Annotated in this window: 19 protein-coding genes and 1 pseudogene; 18 read left to right on the forward strand and 2 right to left on the reverse strand. The window is 70.5% G+C overall.

The window, feature by feature from the left end; all coding sequences use genetic code 11:
• From ACWFR4_RS34315 to rpsD, 3 genes and pseudogenes are all read left to right on the forward strand, one after another.
• Window positions 1-188, forward strand: a pseudogene (locus ACWFR4_RS34315) (vitamin K epoxide reductase family protein); the annotation flags it as partial.
• Between the two features lie 69 nt (window positions 189-257).
• Complete coding sequence (locus ACWFR4_RS34320) at window positions 258-1,634, forward strand: replication-associated recombination protein A (protein WP_453655970.1); 1,377 nt, start codon at window positions 258-260, stop codon at window positions 1,632-1,634.
• 364 nt (window positions 1,635-1,998) lie between these two features.
• Entirely contained in the window at window positions 1,999-2,613 is a 615-nt protein-coding gene (gene rpsD / locus ACWFR4_RS34325) for a 30S ribosomal protein S4 (protein ID WP_100597404.1), read from the forward strand.
• Window positions 2,614-2,643: 30 nt separating this feature from the next.
• On the opposite strand, the gene ACWFR4_RS34330 is transcribed toward rpsD, so the two are convergent.
• Window positions 2,644-4,848 carry an ATP-binding protein gene (locus tag ACWFR4_RS34330; protein WP_453655971.1) on the reverse strand — a complete coding sequence of 735 codons (2,205 nt, stop codon included), beginning with the start codon at window positions 4,846-4,848 and terminating at the stop codon, window positions 2,644-2,646.
• A 147-nt stretch (window positions 4,849-4,995) separates the two neighbouring features.
• On the opposite strand from ACWFR4_RS34330, the gene ACWFR4_RS34335 reads away from it, so the two are divergent.
• From ACWFR4_RS34335 to nusB, 13 genes are all read left to right on the forward strand, one after another.
• Window positions 4,996-5,457, forward strand: a complete 462-nt coding sequence (locus ACWFR4_RS34335) for a DUF948 domain-containing protein (RefSeq protein ID WP_453655972.1) — start codon at window positions 4,996-4,998, stop codon at window positions 5,455-5,457.
• Window positions 5,458-5,464: 7 nt separating this feature from the next.
• A complete protein-coding gene (locus ACWFR4_RS34340; protein WP_116503396.1) occupies window positions 5,465-5,824 on the forward strand; it encodes a DUF6167 family protein in 360 nt (119 codons plus the stop codon).
• A complete protein-coding gene (gene alaS / locus ACWFR4_RS34345) occupies window positions 5,824-8,493 on the forward strand; it encodes an alanine--tRNA ligase (RefSeq protein WP_453466321.1) in 2,670 nt (889 codons plus the stop codon). Before ACWFR4_RS34340 ends, alaS begins: the two co-directional genes overlap by 1 nt.
• The gene (ruvX, locus tag ACWFR4_RS34350; protein ID WP_116503402.1) at window positions 8,493-8,957 is read left to right on the forward strand and encodes a Holliday junction resolvase RuvX; all 465 of its coding nucleotides are present in this window, start codon (window positions 8,493-8,495) and stop codon (window positions 8,955-8,957) included. The genes alaS and ruvX overlap by 1 nt, the downstream gene beginning before the upstream one ends.
• 123 nt (window positions 8,958-9,080) lie before the next feature.
• Window positions 9,081-10,790, forward strand: a complete 1,710-nt coding sequence (gene mltG, locus ACWFR4_RS34355; RefSeq protein WP_453466323.1) for an endolytic transglycosylase MltG — start codon at window positions 9,081-9,083, stop codon at window positions 10,788-10,790.
• Window positions 10,790-11,614: a shikimate dehydrogenase gene (locus ACWFR4_RS34360; RefSeq protein WP_453466324.1), complete on the forward strand. Its 825-nt coding sequence runs from the start codon at window positions 10,790-10,792 to the stop codon at window positions 11,612-11,614. Before mltG ends, ACWFR4_RS34360 begins: the two co-directional genes overlap by 1 nt.
• 144 nt (window positions 11,615-11,758) lie before the next feature.
• Window positions 11,759-12,943 (forward strand): chorismate synthase, encoded by a 1,185-nt coding sequence (gene aroC / locus ACWFR4_RS34365; RefSeq protein ID WP_453466326.1) that lies wholly within the window; start codon window positions 11,759-11,761, stop codon window positions 12,941-12,943.
• Window positions 12,940-13,455, forward strand: coding sequence for a shikimate kinase (locus tag ACWFR4_RS34370; protein WP_453466328.1), 516 nt, complete (start codon window positions 12,940-12,942; stop codon window positions 13,453-13,455). The genes aroC and ACWFR4_RS34370 overlap by 4 nt, the downstream gene beginning before the upstream one ends.
• Complete coding sequence (gene aroB / locus ACWFR4_RS34375) at window positions 13,452-14,546, forward strand: 3-dehydroquinate synthase (RefSeq protein ID WP_266668377.1); 1,095 nt, start codon at window positions 13,452-13,454, stop codon at window positions 14,544-14,546. Before ACWFR4_RS34370 ends, aroB begins: the two co-directional genes overlap by 4 nt.
• A 123-nt stretch (window positions 14,547-14,669) precedes the next feature.
• The gene (locus ACWFR4_RS34380) at window positions 14,670-15,656 is read left to right on the forward strand and encodes a Pro-rich N-terminal domain-containing protein (protein WP_453655973.1); all 987 of its coding nucleotides are present in this window, start codon (window positions 14,670-14,672) and stop codon (window positions 15,654-15,656) included.
• Between the two features lie 102 nt (window positions 15,657-15,758).
• Window positions 15,759-16,877 (forward strand): aminopeptidase P family protein, encoded by a 1,119-nt coding sequence (locus tag ACWFR4_RS34385; protein ID WP_453466332.1) that lies wholly within the window; start codon window positions 15,759-15,761, stop codon window positions 16,875-16,877.
• A gap of 51 nt (window positions 16,878-16,928) precedes the next feature.
• Window positions 16,929-17,495, forward strand: coding sequence for an elongation factor P (gene efp, locus ACWFR4_RS34390; protein ID WP_266566568.1), 567 nt, complete (start codon window positions 16,929-16,931; stop codon window positions 17,493-17,495).
• A 2-nt stretch (window positions 17,496-17,497) separates the two neighbouring features.
• Complete coding sequence (gene nusB, locus ACWFR4_RS34395; protein WP_100597416.1) at window positions 17,498-17,932, forward strand: transcription antitermination factor NusB; 435 nt, start codon at window positions 17,498-17,500, stop codon at window positions 17,930-17,932.
• Between the two features lie 207 nt (window positions 17,933-18,139).
• Here the strand turns inward: nusB and bldD are convergent, their stop codons facing one another.
• The gene (gene bldD, locus ACWFR4_RS34400; protein WP_100597417.1) at window positions 18,140-18,640 is read right to left on the reverse strand and encodes a transcriptional regulator BldD; all 501 of its coding nucleotides are present in this window, start codon (window positions 18,638-18,640) and stop codon (window positions 18,140-18,142) included.
• A 243-nt stretch (window positions 18,641-18,883) separates the two neighbouring features.
• On the opposite strand from bldD, the gene pyrR reads away from it, so the two are divergent.
• A complete protein-coding gene (pyrR, locus tag ACWFR4_RS34405; protein ID WP_116503417.1) occupies window positions 18,884-19,459 on the forward strand; it encodes a bifunctional pyr operon transcriptional regulator/uracil phosphoribosyltransferase PyrR in 576 nt (191 codons plus the stop codon).
• A gap of 81 nt (window positions 19,460-19,540) precedes the next feature.
• Window positions 19,541-20,518, forward strand: a complete 978-nt coding sequence (locus tag ACWFR4_RS34410; RefSeq protein WP_100597419.1) for an aspartate carbamoyltransferase catalytic subunit — start codon at window positions 19,541-19,543, stop codon at window positions 20,516-20,518.

Consider the following 20,518-nt stretch of genomic DNA (forward strand, 5'->3'; position numbering starts at 1 on the left):
TGGCGTGGGTCGCCACGATCGTCATGTTCTGGTACGTGACCTCGTTCAACGTGCGCAACGGGTTCCTGCCCGCGCCGACGTGGCTGCGGTCGTTCCTCGGTGAGTTCACGTGGGTCCTGCCCGTGCTGCACGTCGGGATCATCGGGATGCTGATCCTGACCCGCTGGTGGGACTTCTGGACCGGCTGAGCCGCGGTCGGGGCCCCTGCTTCACGGGGCCGGGCGGGATTGTCAGTGGGGTGACATAGGGTTTTCGACGTGGAGCCCGACCTGTTCACCGCCGCAGCCGAAGACCGCCAGGAAAAGGACCCGTCCAGCAGTCCCCTGGCCGTCCGGATGCGCCCGCGCACCCTCGACGAAGTCGTCGGCCAGCAGCATCTGCTGAAGCCCGGCTCACCGCTGCGCCGCCTCGTGGGGGAGGGCGATCGAGCCCACGGCGGGTACAGCCCCGCCGGGCCCTCGTCGGTGATCCTCTGGGGCCCGCCCGGCATCGGCAAGACGACCCTCGCGTACGTCGTCTCCAAGGCCACGAACAAGCGCTTCGTGGAGCTCTCCGCGATCACCGCGGGCGTCAAGGAAGTGCGGGCCGTCATCGACGGCGCCCGCCGGGCACTCGGCGGCCACGGCAAGGAGACCGTCCTCTTCCTCGACGAGATCCACCGCTTCAGCAAGGCCCAGCAGGACTCTCTGCTGCCGGCCGTCGAGAACCGCTGGGTCACGCTCATCGCGGCGACCACCGAGAACCCGTACTTCTCGATCATCTCCCCGCTCCTGTCCCGCTCCCTGCTTCTCACCCTCGAATCCCTCAAGGACGACGATCTGCGCTCCCTGCTCCGGCGGGCCCTCATCGAGGAGCGCGGTCTCGGCGGCGCGGTCACGCTCCCCGAGGAGGCCGAGGGCCACCTGCTGCGCATCGCGGGCGGCGACGCGCGCCGGGCCCTCACGGCGCTGGAGGCGGGCGCGGGCTCGGCCCTCGCCAAGCAGGAGAAGGAGATCACCCTCCAGACCCTGGAGGAGTCCGTCGACCGCGCCGCGGTCAAGTACGACCGGGACGGCGACCAGCACTACGACGTCGCGAGCGCCCTGATCAAGTCCATCCGCGGCTCGGACGTGGACGCAGCCCTGCACTATCTGGCCCGCATGATCGAGGCCGGCGAGGACCCCCGCTTCATCGCCCGCCGTCTGATGATCTCCGCGAGCGAGGACATCGGCCTCGCCGACCCGACGGCGCTGCCCACGGCCGTCGCGGCGGCCCAGGCTGTCGCGATGATCGGCTTCCCGGAGGCGGCGCTCACCCTCAGCCACGCCACGATCGCCCTCGCCCTCGCCCCGAAGTCGAACTCTGCGACGACGGCGATCGGCGCCGCCATGGAGGACGTCCGCAAGGGCCTCGCGGGCCCCGTCCCGCCCCATCTGCGTGACGGCCACTACAAGGGCGCGGCCAAGCTCGGCCATGCGCAGGGATACGTGTATCCGCACGACGTCCCCGGAGGAATCGCCGCCCAGCAGTACGCGCCGGACGCGGTCAAGGGCAAGCGCTACTACCAGCCCACCCGGTACGGCGCGGAGGCCCGGTACGCGGACGTGGCCGAGCGCGTCCGCGAGCGCCTCACCGGCGAGCAGCCGGGCAGCTGACGCCCCGCGTGACCCCGGTCCGCAGCACTCCTCGCCACCCTGTAAACTTCCCGAAGCGCTGCGTCTCGCGTCCGGCCCCGGCCGGCACCACCAGAGCGGGACATGCAGCCGGAACCCCGACGCCGCAAGGCATGGGGATCCAGGAGCGTCGCGCACCGTCGATAGGTGTCGCGGGCAGCCCACCACCATCCCGGACCCCCGGGAAGCGGCCGGTGGGCCACTCGCGTGCTGCACGTATGTGCCCAGACCAGGGAGCGGCTGCCTGCCCCGTCCGAAGGACAAGGCGGGTTTCCCCGGCTGCGGATGCGACCTCCCTTAACCCTGGTGAAGCCGTATCCACACAGAACAATGAGGTGTTTGGTTCATGACGAACCAGTCCCGCCCCAAGGTCAAGAAGTCGCGTGCCCTCGGTATCGCGCTGACCCCGAAGGCCGTCAAGTACTTCGAGGCCCGCCCCTACCCGCCGGGCGAGCACGGCCGCGGCCGCAAGCAGAACTCGGACTACAAGGTCCGTCTGCTCGAGAAGCAGCGTCTGCGCGCGCAGTACGACGTGTCCGAGCGCCAGCTCGTCCGCGCCTACGAGCGTGCCGCCAAGACGCAGCTCAAGACCGGTGAGGCCCTGGTCATCGAGCTGGAGCGTCGTCTCGACGCCCTGGTTCTGCGTTCGGGCATCGCCCGCACGATCTACCAGGCCCGCCAGATGGTCGTTCACGGCCACATCGAGGTCAACGGTGGCAAGGTCGACAAGCCGTCGTACCGTGTCCGTCCCGACGACGTCGTGATGGTCCGCGAGCGCAGCCGCGAGAAGCCGCTGTTCCAGGTCGCGCGTGAGGGTGGCTTCGCCCCCGACGGCGAGATCCCGCGTTACCTCCAGGTCAACCTGAAGGCCCTGGCCTTCCGTCTGGACCGTGACCCGAACCGCAAGGAAATCCCCGTGATCTGCGACGAGCAGCTCGTCGTCGAGTACTACGCCCGCTGATCATCCGGCGGACGTAGCACTTCCTGCGTTTCAGCCCGTCGTCTCCCCGCCCTGCACGGACGGGGAGGCGGCGGGTTCGCGCGTTTCCGGGGCCGGATGCGCGGTACGCGGCCCCGGCACCACCGTCGGCCGCGATGCGGTGTCCCGTCCGAGCGCCCGCTGAACGGCCTCCCCGGGCTCCAGGCGCGCCCCGGCCGCCACGAACGACTCGAACCGCGCGTCGCCGAGGATGGCCCGGGCGTCCGACGCACACCGCTCGTGCGGCGCGTTGTAGTGCGCCGAGCCGAACAGCGGCAGCCCCACGGACGGCCAGATCCGGCCCGCAGCGCCCTGCAGCAGCGCCGCCTCGCCCGCGTCCCCCTCCGTCACGGTGACGAGCGCCAGTAGCTCGATCGTCAGGACCGTGCCCAGCAGGTCGTGGAACGTGTCCCCGATGACGAGGCACTCGCGCAGCAGCTGCCGCGCCCGCACCAGATCGCCGCTGGTCCACTCCGCGTACGCCAGGACGTACAGCGCGTACGCCAGCGTCCACCGCTCGCCGTGGTCCTCGCAGACCAGCCGCACGTCCTCGCACAGCTCGACCGCCGCGGCCAGATCCCCCTGGAACGCCACGGCCATCGCCAGCTCGACCTGGCCCATCAGCACGCTGCTGTTCAGCTCACCGATCTCCCGGTACCCGGCGAGCGCCGTCCGCAGCAGCTCCTCGGCGCGCGGCAGATCATCCGTGACCAGCGCCAGACAGCCCCTGCGATGCACCGCGTACGCGACCGCCGTGCCGTCGCCGATACGTTCCGCCTCGTCGCGGCACTCCTGGAGCGCGGCCAGCGCGGGCACCGTGTCTCCCTGGAGGATCGCCACATAGCCGAGCACCCACAGGGCCTTCAGGCGGGACCGGGCGTAGTCGCCGTCCTCGGTCCCCGCGTCGAGCTCCACGCTGCGCTCCAGCCAGTGCCGCCCCTCCGACAGATGGCCGCAGCCCGCCCAGTAGAACCACAGCGTGCCCGCGAGGTACTGCCCCAGATGCGTCTCGCCCGGCTCCGTCAGACAGAACTCCAGCGCGGCCCGCAGATTCGCCAGCTCCGCCCCGATCTGCGCCGCCACCTGCGCCTGCCGCGGCGAGAACCAGTCCAGCTCGCACCACGTGGCGAGACCCATGTACCAGTCGCGGTGCCTGCGCCGCATGCGTGCGGTGTCGCCCGACACCTCCAGCCAGTCCGCGCCGTACGTTCTGACCGTGTCGAGCATCCGGTAGCGCACCACGGAGTCCGCCTCCTCGCGGACCACCACGGACTGCGCGATCAGCTCGGAGAGCACATCGAGGACCGCGTCGGCGTGCAGCCCGTCCCCGCTGCAGATGTACTCCGCCGCGTCCAGGTCGAACTGCCCGGAGAACACCGACAGCCGCGCCCACAGCAGCCGCTCCTGCGCCGTGCACAGCTCATGGCTCCAGCCGATCGCCGTCCGCAGAGTCTGATGCCGCGGCAGCGCCCCGCGCGTGGCGCCCGTCAGCAGCCTGAACCGGTCGTCTAGCCGGCCGAGCAGGTCCGCCGGCGACAGCGCCCGCAGCCGTCCCGCCGCCAGTTCCACCGCGAGCGGCAGACAGTCGAGCCGCCGGCACACCTCGACGACGTCCGTACGGTTCCCTTCGTCCAGGGCGAAGCCCGGCAGCAGCGCGGCGGCCCGGTCTGCGAAGAGCTCGACCGCGTCCGCCGTGCCGAGCGGCGCCAGCGGGAAGACGCGTTCCCCTTCGACCGACAGCGGCCTGCGCCCCACCGCGAGGATCCGCAGATCCGGCGCCGCGCCGAGCAGTTCGGTCACGAGCGAGGCGCACGCGTCGACGAGATGCTCGAACCCGTCGATGACGAGCAGGAGTTGGCGCTGCCCGAGATGGTCGAGAAGGACCTCGCGCTGCGGGCGGCTCGTGTGGTCGGTCAGTTCGAGGGCCGTGGCGAGCGCGTACTCGACCAGGTTCGGCTCGCGCACCGTGGCGAGGTCCACCCGCCGGACGGCGTCGCAGCCCAGGTCCCCCGCGGCCAGGGCGGCCGCTCTCGTGGCGAAGCGGGACTTGCCGACTCCGCCGGCACCGGTCACGGTGACCAGGCGAGCCGCCTCAAGAGCCCGCGTGAGCTCCGCGAGTTCGGCGGCCCGGCCGACGAAGCGGTTGAGCTCGAGGGGGAGGTCGCCGGGCGGGGTGGAACCCTCGGGCCTGTCGGCAGGGCGCAGTTCGCGTCGCATCAGGTACGGAGCGTACTCATTCGTAAGCAGTCCGTACAATCGGTACGCGTAACTCCGCCCGCGGCGAGCGGTAATCCGGTACGGAGCGCGGACCCCGGCGCGATAGGCTCGGGGGACGACTTTTCGATGTTCAGGAAGCGGTGCTAAGTGTCCGGTGGAGAGGTGGCCGGGATCCTGGTGGCCGTCTTCTGGGCGATCCTGGTCTCCTTCCTCGCGGTGGCTCTGGCGAGGCTGGCCCAGACGCTCAGGGCGACCACCAAGCTCGTGGCGGATGTGACCGAGCAGGCGGTCCCGCTGCTTGCCGACGCCTCCGCGGCCGTGCGCTCCGCGCAGACGCAGATCGACCGGGTCGACGCCATCGCATCGGACGTCCAGGAAGTCACGTCGAACGCGTCGGCGCTGTCCTCCACCGTCGCCTCCACCTTCGGTGGCCCGCTCGTCAAGGTGGCCGCCTTCGGCTACGGCGTGCGCCGGGCGATCGGTCGCAAGTCCACGGGTGCCTCCGCAGCCGACGCGCCCGCCAAGCCGTCCCGCCGTACCGTGATCGTGGGCCGCACCGTCCCGTCGGCGCGGCGCAGCAAGCGGGACGCCCGGAATAAGAGGGACTGACGCAGCGATGTTCCGCCGTACGTTCTGGTTCACCGCGGGCGCAGCCGCCGGCGTATGGGCCACCACCAAGGTCAACCGCAAGCTGAAGAAGCTGACGCCGGAGAGCCTCGCCGCGCAGGCCGCGAACAAGGCGATCGAGGCCGGGCACCGTCTCAAGGACTTCGCCCTCGACGTCCGCGACGGCATGGCCGAGCGGGAGGCCGAACTCGACGACGCACTGGGCCTCAACGCCCCGGTGGACGCCGAACTCCCCGCGCAGCGCCGCTTCGCCGTCATCGAGAACCACGTGAAGAACAACCACGTGAAGAACAACCCCAAGTACCTCGAGAACACGACGTACTCGTACAACCGGAATGAGGACCACTGATGGAGTCGGCTGAAATCCGCCGCCGCTGGCTGAGCTTCTTCGAGGAGCGTGGCCACAAGGTCGTGCCCTCGGCGTCGCTCATCGCGGACGACCCGACTCTGCTGTTGGTCAATGCGGGCATGGTCCCGTTCAAGCCGTACTTCCTCGGCGAGGTCAAGCCGCCCGCCCCGCGCGCCACATCGGTGCAGAAGTGCGTGCGTACGCCGGACATCGAAGAGGTCGGCAAGACGACCCGCCACGGCACGTTCTTCCAGATGTGCGGCAACTTCTCCTTCGGCGACTACTTCAAGGAAGGCGCCATCAAGTACGCCTGGGAGCTGCTCACCAGCTCTGTGGCGGACGGTGGTTACGGCCTCGACCCGGAGAAGCTCTGGATCACGGTCTACCTCGATGACGACGAGGCCGAGCGCATCTGGCACGACGTCGTCGGCGTTCCCAAGGAGCGCATCCAGCGCCTGGGCAAGAAGGACAACTTCTGGTCCATGGGCGTCCCCGGCCCCTGCGGCCCGTGTTCCGAGATCAACTACGACCGCGGCCCCGAGTTCGGTGTCGAGGGCGGCCCGGCCGTCAACGACGAGCGGTACGTGGAGATCTGGAACCTGGTCTTCATGCAGTACGAGCGCGGCGCCGGCATCGGCAAGGAGGACTTCGAAATCCTCGGCGACCTGCCGTCGCAGAACATCGACACGGGTCTCGGCCTCGAGCGCCTCGCCATGATCCTGCAGGGCGTACAGAACATGTACGAGACGGACACCCTGCGCGTCGTCATGGACAAGGCCACCGAGCTCACCGGTGTCCAGTACGGCGAGAAGCACGACACCGACGTGTCGATGCGCGTCGTCTCCGACCACATCCGCACGTCCGTGATGCTCATCGGTGACGGCGTGACCCCCGGCAACGAGGGCCGTGGCTACGTCCTGCGCCGCATCATGCGCCGCGCCATCCGCAACATGCGCCTCATGGGCGCCACCGGTCCGGTCGTCAAGGACCTCGTCGACGTCGTGATCGACACGATGGGCCAGCAGTACCCGGAGCTCATCACCGACCGCAAGCGCATCGAGACCGTCGCCCTCGCCGAAGAGGCCGCCTTCCTCAAGGCGCTCAAGGGCGGCACGAACATCCTCGACACCGCCGTCATCGACACCAAGGCCGCGGGCGGCACGGTCCTCGCCGGCGACAAGGCGTTCCTGCTCCACGACACCTGGGGCTTCCCGATCGACCTCACCCTGGAGATGGCCGCAGAGCAGGGCCTGTCCGTGGACGAGGACGGCTTCCGGCGCCTGATGAAGGAGCAGCGGGAGCGCGCCAAGGCCGACGCCCAGGCCAAGAAGACCGGCCACGCCAACGTCGGCGTCTACCGCGAGATCGCGGACGCCGCCGGTGCCACGGACTTCATCGGCTACACGTCGACCGACAGCGAGTCCACGATCGTCGGCCTGCTGGTCAACGGCGTCTCCTCCCCGGCCGCCTCCGAGGGCGACGAGGTCGAGGTCGTCCTCGACCGCACCCCCTTCTACGCCGAGGGCGGCGGCCAGATCGGCGACACCGGCCGCATCAAGCTGGACAGCGGCGCGGTGATCGAGGTCCGCGACTGCCAGAAGCCGGTCCCCGGCGTCTACGTCCACAAGGGCGTCGTCCAGGTCGGCGAGGTCACCGTCGGCGCCCCGGCCCAGGCCGTCATCGACGTGTCGCGCCGCCGCTCCATCGCCCGCGCCCACTCCGCCACGCACCTCACGCACCAGGCGCTGCGCGACGCCCTCGGCCCGACGGCCGCCCAGGCCGGTTCGGAGAACCAGCCCGGCCGCTTCCGCTTCGACTTCGGTTCGCCGTCCGCCGTGCCCACGGCCGTGATGACGGACGTCGAGCAGAAGATCAACGAGGTCCTCTCGCGCGAACTCGACGTGCAGGCCGAGGTCATGTCGATCGACGACGCCAAGAAGCAGGGCGCCATCGCCGAGTTCGGCGAGAAGTACGGCGAGCGCGTCCGCGTCGTCACCATCGGCGACTTCTCCAAGGAGCTCTGCGGCGGCACGCATGTGCACAACACCGCCCAGCTCGGCCTGGTGAAGCTGCTCGGCGAGTCCTCCATCGGCTCGGGCGTGCGCCGTATCGAGGCCCTCGTGGGAGTCGACGCGTACAACTTCCTCGCCCGCGAGCACACGGTCGTCGCCCAGCTCCAGGAGCTGGTCAAGGGCCGCTCCGAGGAACTGCCGGAGAAGATCTCGGCGATGCTCGGCAAGCTCAAGGACGCCGAGAAGGAGATCGAGAAGTTCCGCGCGGAGAAGGTCCTCCAGGCCGCCGCCGGTCTCGCCGCCGGCGCCACCGACGTGCGCGGGGTCGCCCTGGTCACCGGCCAGGTCCCGGACGGCACCGGCGCCGACGACCTGCGCAAGCTGGTCCTCGACGTGCGCGGCCGCATCCAGGGCGGACGCCCCGCCGTGGTGGCCCTGTTCACGACGGTCAACGGCAAGCCACTGACGGTCATCGCCACGAACGAGGCCGCTCGTGAGCGCGGCCTGAAGGCCGGTGACCTGGTCCGCACGGCCGCCAAGACCCTCGGCGGCGGCGGTGGCGGCAAGCCGGACGTCGCCCAGGGGGGCGGCCAGAACCCGGCCGCCATCGGTGACGCCGTGGCCTCCGTCGAGCGACTCGTCGCGGAAACCGCCTGATGCGACGCGGCCGACGGCTCGCGATCGACGTCGGGGACGCCCGGATCGGGGTCGCCTCGTGCGACCCCGACGGGATCCTCGCCACCCCGGTGGAGACCGTGCCGGGACGCGATGTCCCGGCCGCCCACCGGCGGTTGCGGCAACTCGTGGAGGAGTACGAGCCGATCGAGGTCGTCGTCGGACTCCCTCGCTCCCTCAAGGGGGGCGAGGGGCCGGCCGCGGTCAAGGTCCGCGCGTTCGCTCAGGAGCTGGCCGGCGGGATCGCTCCCGTCGGTGTGCGGCTCGTGGACGAGAGGATGACCACAGTGACGGCCAGCCAGGGGCTGCGCGCCTCGGGCGTGAAGTCCAAAAAGGGCCGGTCTGTCATCGACCAGGCGGCCGCGGTCATCATTCTCCAGCAGGCACTGGAGTCCGAACGGGCGTCAGGTAAAGCTCCGGGCGAGGGCGTCGAAGTGGGCATCTGATCGCGATACGGTAACGTTCCGCGCGACCGGCGGCGTTCGAACAGCTGCCGCACAGCATCAAGAGGCGGAACGGTTGCCCTGCCACCCAGACGCGGCCGCCGCCTCGAGGCTTGTAGGGGATCGATGACTGAGTATGGCCGGGGCCCGGGCTCCGAACCGTGGCACCCCGAGGACCCGCTGTACGGGGACCAGGGGTGGGGGCAGCAGTCCGCCGACGGCCAGCCTGCCTACGGCGGCCAGGGGCAGTACCACCCTCAGCAGCAGCCGCAGCAGCATCCCCACCAGCAGCAGCCGCAGCAGTACGGCGACGAGTGGGGCACCGGTCAGCACGACCAGTACGGCCGGCAGCAGTACGGGGGCGGCCAGCAGTACGGCGGTCAGCAGCAGCACGGCGGCCAGGCGCAGGGTGGCGCTCAGCAGCAGTACGGCGGTCAGCAGCAGGGTGGCGGCTGGGAGACGGGTCAGCACGGTCATGTCCCGTACAACGCCGACCCGGTGGACCCGTACGGCGGTCAGCAGCAGCCTGTCGCGTACGGCGGTGAGCAGCCGGATCTCTACGGCACCCCCGACGCGTACCCGCCGCCGGAGCCGCCCGGCCGGCGCGGGGCCGCCGCGGAGCCGGAAACGAACTGGGACCCGGGCCCCGACCAGGGTGAGCACGCGTTCTTCGCCGGTGGCGGCGATGACGACGGCGACGACTACGACGACCCGCGCGACCGGGGCAGCCGGCGCGGCCGCGGCGGCAAGAAGCCGAAGAAGCGGCGCAGCGGATGCGCCTGCCTGGTCCTCACCGTGATCTTCGTGGGCGGTGTCGGCGGTGTCGGCTATTTCGGGTATCAGTTCTATCAGAACCGTTTCGGATCGGCGCCGGATTACGCGGGGTCCGGTAATGGCGAATCCGTTTCCGTGGACATTCCCAAGGGCGCGGGCGGCTATGTCATCGGCCAGCGTCTGAAGGAAGCGGGCGTCATCAAGAGCGTGGACGCCTTCGTTGCGGCGCAGGAGCAGAATCCGCGGGGCAAGTTCATTCAGGAAGGCGGATATAACCTCGAGAAGGAAATGTCGGCCCAAAGCGCGGTCGAGATGATGCTCAGCCCGAGCAGCCGGAACAACCTGATCATTGCTGAGGGCCGCCGGAACGTGTGGGTCTACGAGCAGATCGACAGGCGGCTCGGCGTCGCCAAGGGGACCACGCAAGAGGTCGCGAAGAAGGACTACAAGAAGCTCGGACTGCCCTCCTGGGCCATGAACGAGCCGAATGTGAAGGACCCCTTGGAAGGGTTCCTCTACCCGTCCAGCTACGGCGTCGCCAAGGGCGGAAAGCCCGAGACGGTCCTGAAGCAGATGGTGTCGCGGGCGACCGAGAAGTACGAGGCCTACGGCGTCGAGAAGAAGGCCAAGAGCCTTGGCCTCGACAGCCCGTGGCAGCTGATCACGGTGGCGAGTCTCGCGCAGGCCGAGGGCACGAGCCACGACGACTTCCGCAAAATGGCAGAGGTCGTCTACAACCGCCTCAAGCCCGGCAACGTTCAGACGAACGGAATGCTGGAGTTCGACTCCACATACAACTACGTCAAGAACCAGAGCAAGATCGACCTGAGCCTCACCGCGCTGCGCAAGTACGACAACCGCTACAACACGTACTACTACAAGGGCCTGCCGCCGGGGCCGATCGGAAACCCGGGTGAGGAAGCTCTGAAGGGCGCCGTCGACCCGACCGGCGACGGTTGGTACTACTTCATCTCGATGGACGGCAAGACCAGCGAGTTCACCAAGACGAACGCGGAACACCAGAAGCTGGTCGACAAGTGGAACGCGTCGAGGAAGAACTGATGCCGGCAATCAGAAGGGCGGCCGTACTCGGGTCGCCCATCGCCCACTCCCTTTCCCCGGTGCTGCACCGCGCCGCCTACGAGGAATTGGGCCTGACGGACTGGTCCTACGACCGCTTCGAGGTCGACGAGGTCGCCCTGCCCGACTTCCTGGCCGGGCTCGGCCCTGAGTGGGCGGGCCTCTCGCTGACCATGCCGCTGAAGCGTGCGGTGATCCCGCTGCTCGACACGATCAGTGACACGGCCGCCTCCGTCGAGGCCGTCAACACCGTCGTCCTCACCGAGGACGGGCACAAGGTCGGCGACAACACCGACATCCCCGGCATGGTCGCCGCCCTCGCCGAGCGCGGCATCGACAAGGTCGAGTCCGCCGCGATCCTGGGCGCGGGCGCCACCGCCTCCTCCGCGCTCGCCGCCCTGTCGCGGATCTGCGCCGGCGAGATCGTCGCGTACGTACGCAGCGACGCCCGCGCCGCCGAGATGCGGGAGTGGGGCGAGCGGCTCGACGTGGACGTGAAGATCGGGAAGTGGTCGGACGCGGCGCGTGCCTTCACCGCGCCGCTGGTCGTCGCCACGACGCCCGCCGGGACCACGGACGCCCTCGCCTCCGACATCCCCGAACGGCCCGGCACCCTCTTCGACGTCCTCTACGACCCCTGGCCGACACAGCTCGCGGCCCGCTGGTCCGGGTACGGCGGAGCGGTCGTCAGCGGGCTCGACCTGCTGGTGCACCAGGCCGTCCTCCAGGTCGAGCAGATGACGGGGCGCGCCCCGGCGCCGCTCGGTGCGATGCGCCGGGCGGGGGAGCGGGCGCTCGCCGGCTGACCCGGGCCGCGTCCGTCCAGGCGTCCGTCTGATGGACCGGGGGCCGGGTCGGGTGCGCGGACGTGGGAGGATCAGGGGTGGCGGGCCAGGGCCGCGCACCCGGCCGCGCCATCGCAGTTCGAGGCGCGAGCAAGAGGAGCACCGTTGAGCAGGTTGCGCTGGCTGACCGCGGGGGAGTCCCACGGACCCGCACTTGTCGCGACGCTGGAGGGACTTCCCGCCGGCGTGCCGATCACCACGGAGATGGTGGCGGACCACCTGGCCCGGCGGCGGCTCGGCTATGGACGCGGCGCGCGGATGAAGTTCGAGCGCGACGAGGTGACCTTCCTCGGCGGCGTGCGCCACGGCCTCACCATGGGCTCGCCGGTCGCGGTCATGGTGGGCAACACCGAGTGGCCCAAGTGGGAGCAGGTCATGTCGGCCGACCCGGTCGACCCCGAGATCCTCGCCGATCTGGCGCGCAACGCGCCGCTGACCCGGCCCCGACCCGGTCACGCCGACCTCGCAGGTATGCAGAAGTACGGCTTCGACGAGGCCCGGCCGATCCTGGAGCGCGCCTCCGCCCGTGAGACGGCGGCCCGCGTCGCGCTCGGCGCCATCGCCCGCTCCTACCTCAAGGAGACAGCCGGCATCGAGATCGTCAGCCACGTCACCGAGCTGGCGAGCGCCAAGGCGCCCTACGGCGTCTACCCGACCCCGGCCGACGTCGACAAGCTCGACGCCGACCCGGTGCGCTGCCTGGACGCGGACGCGTCGAAGGCGATGGTCGCGGAGATCGACCAGGCCCACAAGGACGGCGACACCCTCGGCGGCGTCGTCGAGGTCCTCGCCTACGGCGTGCCGGTGGGCCTCGGCTCGCACGTGCACTGGGACCGGCGTCTTGACGCCCGGCTCGCTGCGGCCCTCATGGGCATCCAGGCCATCAAGGGTGTCGAGGTCGGCGACGGCTTCGAGCTCGCGCGTGTGCCCGGTTCGAAGGCGCACGACGAGATCGTGACCACGGACGAGGGCATCAAGCGCACGTCGGGCCGCTCCGGCGGCACCGAGGGCGGCCTCACCACCGGTGAACTGCTGCGTGTGCGCGCCGCGATGAAGCCCATCGCGACCGTCCCGCGCGCGCTGGCCACCATCGACGTGGCGACCGGCGAGGCCGCGAAGGCCCACCACCAGCGCTCCGACGTGTGCGCGGTCCCGGCCGCCGGCATCGTCGCCGAAGCCATGGTCGCGCTCGTGCTCGCCGACGCTGTCGCGGAGAAGTTCGGCGGCGACAGCGTCCCCGAGACCCGGCGCAACGTGCAGTCGTACCTCGACCACCTCCAGATCCGGTGACCGGCCCGCTGGTCGTGCTCGTCGGCCCGATGGGCGTCGGCAAGTCCACGGTGGGGGAGCTGCTCGCCGAGTGGCTGGGCTGCCCCTACCGGGACACCGACGCGGACATCGTGGCCGCTCAGGGCCGCCCCATCGCGGACATCTTCGTGGATGAGGGCGAGCCCCACTTCCGCGAACTCGAGCGGCAGGCCGTGCACGCGGCCGTCGCCGAGCACACCGGTGTGCTCGCACTCGGCGGCGGAGCGATCCTCGACGAGTCGACGCGCGCGCTGCTCGCACCGCACCCCGTCGTCTATCTGTCGATGGACGTCGAGGAGGCGGTCAAGCGGACCGGTCTCAACACGGCCCGTCCGCTGCTCGCCGTCAACCCGCGCCGCCAGTGGCGCGAGCTGATGGAGGCCCGCCGCCATCTGTACACCGAAGTCGCCCGCGTCGTCGTACCCACTGACGACCGCACCCCCGAAGAGGTCGCCCGCGCGGTCCTCGACGCCCTGGAGTTGAAGAAGGCATGACCGAGCAGCAGGTGACCCGGATCCAGGTCGGAGGCACGGCGGGCACCGACCCGTACGAGGTCCTCGTCGGACGTCAGCTCCTCGGCGAACTCGGCGGTCTGATCGGAGAGTCCGCCCAGCGCGTCGCGATCATCCACCCCGAGGCGCTCGCCGAGACCGGTGAGGCGCTGCGCGGCGACCTCGCCGACCAGGGCTTCGAGGTCGTCGCCATTCAGGTGCCCAACGCCGAGGAGGCCAAGACCGCCGAGGTCGCCGCCTACTGCTGGAAGGCGCTCGGCCAGTCCGGCTTCACCCGCACCGACGTCATCGTCGGCGTGGGCGGCGGTGCCACCACGGACCTCGCCGGGTTCGTGGCCGCGACCTGGCTGCGCGGGGTGCGCTGGATCGCCGTGCCGACCACCGTGCTCGGCATGGTGGACGCGGCCGTCGGCGGCAAGACCGGGATCAACACCGCCGAGGGCAAGAACCTCGTGGGGTCCTTCCACCCGCCGGCCGGAGTGCTCTGTGACCTCGCGGCCCTCGACTCACTGCCGGTCAACGACTTCGTGTCCGGCCTCGCGGAGATCATCAAGGCCGGCTTCATCGCCGACCCGGCGATCCTCGACCTGATCGAGTCCGACCCCGAGGCGGCGCGCTCCCCGCAGGGCCCGCACACCGCCGAGCTCATCGAGCGCTCCATCAAGGTCAAGGCCGAGGTCGTCTCCGGCGACCTCAAGGAGTCGGGCCTGCGCGAGATCCTCAACTACGGGCACACCCTCGCGCACGCCATCGAGAAGAACGAGCGCTACAAGTGGCGGCACGGCGCCGCCGTCTCCGTCGGCATGCACTTCGCCGCCGAACTCGGCCGTCTCGCCGGACGCCTGGACGACGCGACCGCCGACCGGCACCGCACCGTCCTCGAGTCGGTCGGGCTGCCCCTGAGCTACCGCTACGACCAGTGGCCCAAGCTCCTGGAGAACATGAAGGTCGACAAGAAGTCCCGCGGCAACCTGCTGCGGTTCATCGTCCTCGACGGCCTCGCCAAGCCGACGGTCCTCGAAGGACCCGACCCGGCCGTGCTCCTCGCGGCGTACGGCGAAGTGGCCGAATAGCTCCCGTCTTCGGGCACTTCGCGACGTCCCCGGCCGTTCACACAACGGCGGCCGGGGAAGGTACCGTTCGGTAGCGCCTTGTTCGCCGGCGCCAGTTGCCTGTACGAGACGGAGTCGCACCGGATGCAGCACGCCGTGGGTTCGCCGCTGCCGCCGCCCCCTCAGCCGGGGCACGGACCGGCCGCCGGCTGGTCCCAGGCCGCGCATCACCCGGGCGCCCACCCGGGCCCCGGACCGGCGGGTCCGCCACCGTCTGCCCCGGGCTTCGCGGGCCCACCCGGCCCCTCGGGCCCGGCCCCGCACGCACCCGCCCCGCACGCACCCGCGCCGCACGCTCCGGCGCCCGCCCCGCACCAACCCGTGCCGCATCCTCAGGCCCCGCACAGCCCGCCGCCGCAGGGTCAGCCCCCGCACCCGGGCATCCCTCAGCACGCCCACCAGCAGTCCCCTCAGCCGCCCTCGCGGGACACCACGGGCCATGTGCAGCTCCCGCCCGGCGGCCCCGTCGCCATGCCCAGCCCGCCGCCCGCGGCCGGCACCGCCGACGCCACCGCCACGACGCTCGCCGTCCTGCTCATCGGCCCCGCCGGCGCGGGCAAGACGAGCGTCGCCAAGTACTGGGCCGACCAGCGCCGCGTTCCCACGGCCCACATCAGCCTCGACGACGTACGCGAGTGGGTGCGCTCCGGCTTCGCCGACCCGCAGTCGGGGTGGAACGACCACTCCGAGGCCCAGTACCGCCTCGCCCGCCGCACCTGCGGGTTCGCCGCGCGCAACTTCCTGGCCAACGGCATCTCGTGCATCCTCGACGACGCCGTCTTCCCGGACCGCCCGGTCGTGGGTCTCGGCGGCTGGAAGCGGCACGTGGGCCCCGGCCTGCTGCCCGTGGTGCTGCTCCCCGGCCTGGAGATCGTCCTCGAGCGCAACGCTGAGCGCAGCGGGAACCGCCGCCTCACGGACGAGGAGGTCGCCCGCATCCACGGCCGCATGGCCGGCTGGTACGGCTCGGGCCTGCCCATCATCGACAACTCCCAGATGGACGTGCCCACCACGGCCCGCGTCCTGGACGACGTACTCGCCCGCTCGATCGCGAGCCCGCCCCAGTGGTAGCGGGCCCCCGGCCGGCCGTACAGCCCCCTGGACCGGCCTCCTCGCCGCCCGTCCGGACGCGCTGACCGGGCCGCGTCTCCCCACCGCTCGTACGCTCGATTCATGTCAGAGGTGTACGCGGCCCGTAGGGACCGGCTGAGGGAGCGCGCTGCGGCGGGCGGCAGTGCGGCCGTCCTCGTCTCGCGCCCCGCCAACGTTCGCTATCTCGCGGGTGCGGCGCCGCACGGCGCCGTACTCCTGCTGGGGAAGGGCCCCGACGCCGAAGGTGACGTCCTGATGTGCCGGATGCCGCCCAGCGAGCAGCCCGCCGAGGGACGGCCCGACGAGTCGCTGCGCATCCAGGTGCTCGATGCGCCCGGCGGGGACCCCGCCGTCGCGGCCGCCGGCGTCGCGCTCTCCCTGGGGGCGGATTCGCTCGCCGTGGAGGAACACCATCTGACTGTGGCCAGGCACCGGGCGCTCGGCTCCGTGGCGCCCCGGCTGCGCCTCGCCGACCTGGGTGGCGCCGTGGAGCAGCTGAGGCTCGTCAAGGACGAGGACGAGATCTCCTGCCTGCGCATCGCCGCCGAGATCGGCGATCAGGCCCTCGGCGAACTGCTCGAATCGATCCTCGTCGGCCGCACCGAACGCCATCTCGCCCTGGAGCTGGAGCGCCGTCTGGTCGACCACGGCGCCGACGGCCCCGCCTTCCCGACCTCGGTCGGCACCGGACCGAACTCGGGCCGCGGCGCCCACCGCCCCACCGATCGTCGCGTCGAAGAGGGCGACTTCCTCTCGGTCTGCCTCGGCGCCGCCTACCGCGGATACCGCTGCGAGATCGGCCGTACGTTCGTCATCGGCACCTCGCCCGCGGACTGGCAGATCGACCTGTACGACCTGGTCTTCGCAGCCCAGAGGGCAGGCCGGGAGAGCCTGGCACCCGGCGCCGAGTGCCGTGAGGTGGACCGCGCGGCACGCCATGTACTGGACTCCGCGGGGTACGCGGACGGCCTCTCACAGCTCACCGGACACGGTGTCGGACTCGAAATCGACGAGGAGCCGCAGTTGGCCCCCGCAGCCATGGGTAAACTGGACCTTTGTGTGCCGGTCACCGTCGAACCGGGGGTCCACCTCCCGGGCCGGGGCGGTGTCCGGATCGATGACACGCTCGTCGTGCGCCCCGAGGCGGACGGCGGACCCGAGCTACTCACCATTACGACCAAGGAGCTGCTCGCGCTGTAACGGCGCGCGCCCCCGGGGTCGTCCATCGTCAGTCCAGGAGATTCCGCAACCGTGGCTTCCACGAACGACCTCAAGAACGGCCTGGTGCTCAAGCTCGACGGGGGCCAGCTCTGGTCCGTCGTCGAGTTCCAGCACGTCAAGCCCGGCAAGGGCCCTGCCTTTGTGCGCACCAAGCTCAAGAACGTGCTCTCCGGGAAGGTCGTCGACAAGACCTTCAACGCCGGCGTCAAGGTCGAGACGGCCACGATCGACAAGCGCGACATGCAGTTCTCGTACATGGACGGCGAGTACTTCGTCTTCATGGACATGCAGACGTACGACCAGCTCATGGTCGACCGCAAGTCTGTCGGTGACGCCGCCAACTTCCTGATCGAGGGCTTCACCGCCTCCGTCGCGCAGCACGAGGGCGAGGTGCTCTTCGTCGAGCTGCCGGCCGCCGTCGAGCTTGTCGTCCAGGAGACCGAGCCGGGCGTCCAGGGCGACCGCTCCACCGGTGGGACCAAGCCCGCCACGCTGGAGACCGGCCACCAGATCCAGGTGCCGCTCTTCATCACGACCGGCGAGAAGATCAAGGTCGACACCCGCACGAGCGACTACCTCGGCCGGGTGAACAGCTAACCGTGGCTGCTCGCAACACGGCCCGCAAGCGCGCCTTCCAGATCCTTTTCGAGGCAGACCAGCGCGGAGTCGACGTCCAGACGGTCCTCGCGGACTGGATCCGGCACTCCCGGTCCGACACCCGGCAGCCGCCGGTCAGCGAGTACACGATGGAGCTGGTCGAGGGATACGCGCGCAAGACCGCGCGTATCGACGAGCTCATCTCGCAGTACGCCGTCGGGTGGACCCTGGACAGGATGCCGGTCGTCGACCGCAACATCCTGCGCCTGGGCGCCTACGAGCTCGTCTGGGTCGACGACACCCCGGACGCCGTGGTGCTCGACGAGGCTGTGCAGCTCGCCAAGGAGTTCTCCACGGACGACTCCCCGGCCTTCGTCAACGGGCTTCTGGGCCGCTTCAAGGACCTGAAGCCGACGCTGCGCCGCGACGAGGCGTAGCAGGCGGACAGCGACAGCCGTCAGGCCCGGAGCGGAACACTGTTCAGTGTTCCGCTCCGGGCCTGATGCTTTTCCGGGACTCCGGGACTCCGGGGCGCGGGCGGCTGAGGGACACGGGGCTGCAGGGCACAAGAACGCCGGAGGGGCGGGCCGCGAAAACGCGGACCCGCCCCTCCGGCGTGACGTTTCTGCCGACTTTCTGACTGTTCAGAGGTCGTCGTGAGCGACAGCGCGACGCGCGTCGGCGTCCAGGACGCCCCAGCTGATGAGCTGCTCGGTGAGGACCGAGGGCGACTGGTCGTAAATCACGGCGAGGGTGCGCAGATCGTCCTGGCGGATCGACAGCACCTTGCCGTTGTAGTCACCGCGCTGGGACTGGATCGTCGCCGCGTAGCGCTGCAGGGGGCCCGCCTTCTCCGGCGGGACATGGGCCAGGCGCTCCAGGTCGAGAACGAGCTTCGGCGGGGGCTCGGCCGCACCGCCCGGCGTGGTGCCCGGCAGGAGCTCCTGCACCGGCACCCCGTAGAAGTCCGCCAGCTCGGCGAGGCGCTGCACGGTCACGGCACGGTCGCCGCGCTCGTACGAACCGACCACGACCGCCTTCCAGCGTCCCTGGGACTTCTCCTCGACACCGTGGAGGGAAAGGCCCTGCTGGGTGCGGATGGCGCGGAGCTTGGCCCCGAGCTGTTTGGCGTATTCGCTGGACATATAGCTCCCGGACGCTGTATCAACGTGCGGCTCCGCCGCGTGGCTGGTAACTCACTGTGAGGTTACGCAGCGTTACTTGGCTGCGTCAAGCCGAGTGGTCCGTTACCGACCTTCCCTCGGAACGGCGTGTCTCGCACCTCCAGGGGGGTGATCAGTGGCGTTGCGGGCCTGGTACCGTGGATGGCGCAAATCCGACGTCCTTTAAGGTCCGTCCCGTGAGGCGGAGAAGGGGGTCCGTTTTTTATGGACATCAGCAGTTCCGATGAGGCACGCCCCGTACTCGAGGGCCCCGACATCGCGCGGGTACTGACCCGCATCGCTCACGAGATCGTCGAGCGCGCCAAGGGCGCCGAAGACGTCGTGCTCCTGGGCATTCCCACCCGCGGCGTCTTCCTGGCCCGCCGGCTCGCGGACAAGCTCGAAGAGATCACCGGACAGAAGATCCCGGTCGGCTCCCTCGACATCACCATGTACCGCGACGACCTGCGCATGCACCCGCCGCGTGCGCTGGCCCGCACGGAGATCCCCGCCGACGGCATCGACGGCCGCCTCGTCGTCCTGGTCGACGACGTGCTCTTCTCCGGCCGCACCATCCGCGCCGCACTCGACGCCCTGAACGACATCGGGCGCCCCCGCGCCGTGCAGCTCGCGGTCCTCGTCGACCGCGGCCACCGCGAACTCCCCATTCGAGCCGACTACGTCGGCAAGAACCTCCCCACGTCGCTGCGGGAGACGGTCAAGGTCCAGCTCGCCGAGGAGGACGGACGCGACTCCGTGCTGCTCGGCGCCAAGCGGACCGCTCCGGCCGGCGAGCAGTAGCCACCCTCAGCCCGACCCTGAGGGTGCTGCCGCGCGCCTGTATGCCCGAATACTCCTGAACTTTCCTACGGAGCCTCCCCGATGATGCGACACCTCATCTCGGCCGCCGACCTCACCCGCGACGACGCCGTCCTCATCCTCGACACCGCCGAGGAGATGGCCCGGGTCGCCGACCGGCCGATCAAGAAGCTGCCCGCCCTGCGCGGCCGGACGATCTGCAACCTCTTCTTCGAGGACTCGACCCGTACCCGGATCTCCTTCGAGGCCGCCGAGAAGCGCCTCTCCGCGGACGTCATCAACTTCGCCGCCAAGGGATCCAGCGTCTCCAAGGGCGAGTCCCTCAAGGACACCGCCCAGACCCTTGAGGCGATGGGCGTCGACGCCGTCGTCATCCGGCACGGTGCCTCCGGCGCGCCCTACCGCCTCGCCACCTCGGGCTGGATCGACGCCCCGGTCATCAACGCGGGCGACGGCACCCATCAGCACCCCACACAGGCGCTCCTCGACGCGTTCACGATGCGCCGCCGCCTCGTCGGCCGCGACGCCGGACTCGGCAAGGACCTCGAGGGCAAGCGCATCACGCTCGTCGGGGACGTCCTGCACAGCCGCGTGGCCCGCTCGAACGTCGACCTGCTGCACACCCTCGGCGCCGAGGTCACCCTCGTCGCCCCGCCCACCCTCGTCCCGGTCGGCGTCGAGACCTGGCCCTGCGAGGTGTCGTACGACCTCGACAGCACCCTGCCGAAGTCAGACGCCGTCATGATGCTGCGCGTCCAGCGCGAGCGGATGAACGCCGCCTTCTTCCCGACCGAGCGCGAGTACTCGCGGCGCTACGGCCTGGACGGCGACCGCATGGCGAAGATGCCCGAGCACGCCATCGTGATGCACCCGGGCCCGATGGTCCGCGGCATGGAGATCACCGCTGAGGTCGCCGACTCCGACCGCTGCACGGTCATCGAGCAGGTCGCCAACGGCGTCTCCATCCGCATGGCCGTCCTGTACCTGCTTCTGGGCGGCAACGAGCCCGCCGTCACCCACACCCGTACCGAGGAGAAGTAA

The sequence above is a fragment of the Streptomyces sp. NPDC055140 genome (genome assembly GCF_053607285.1).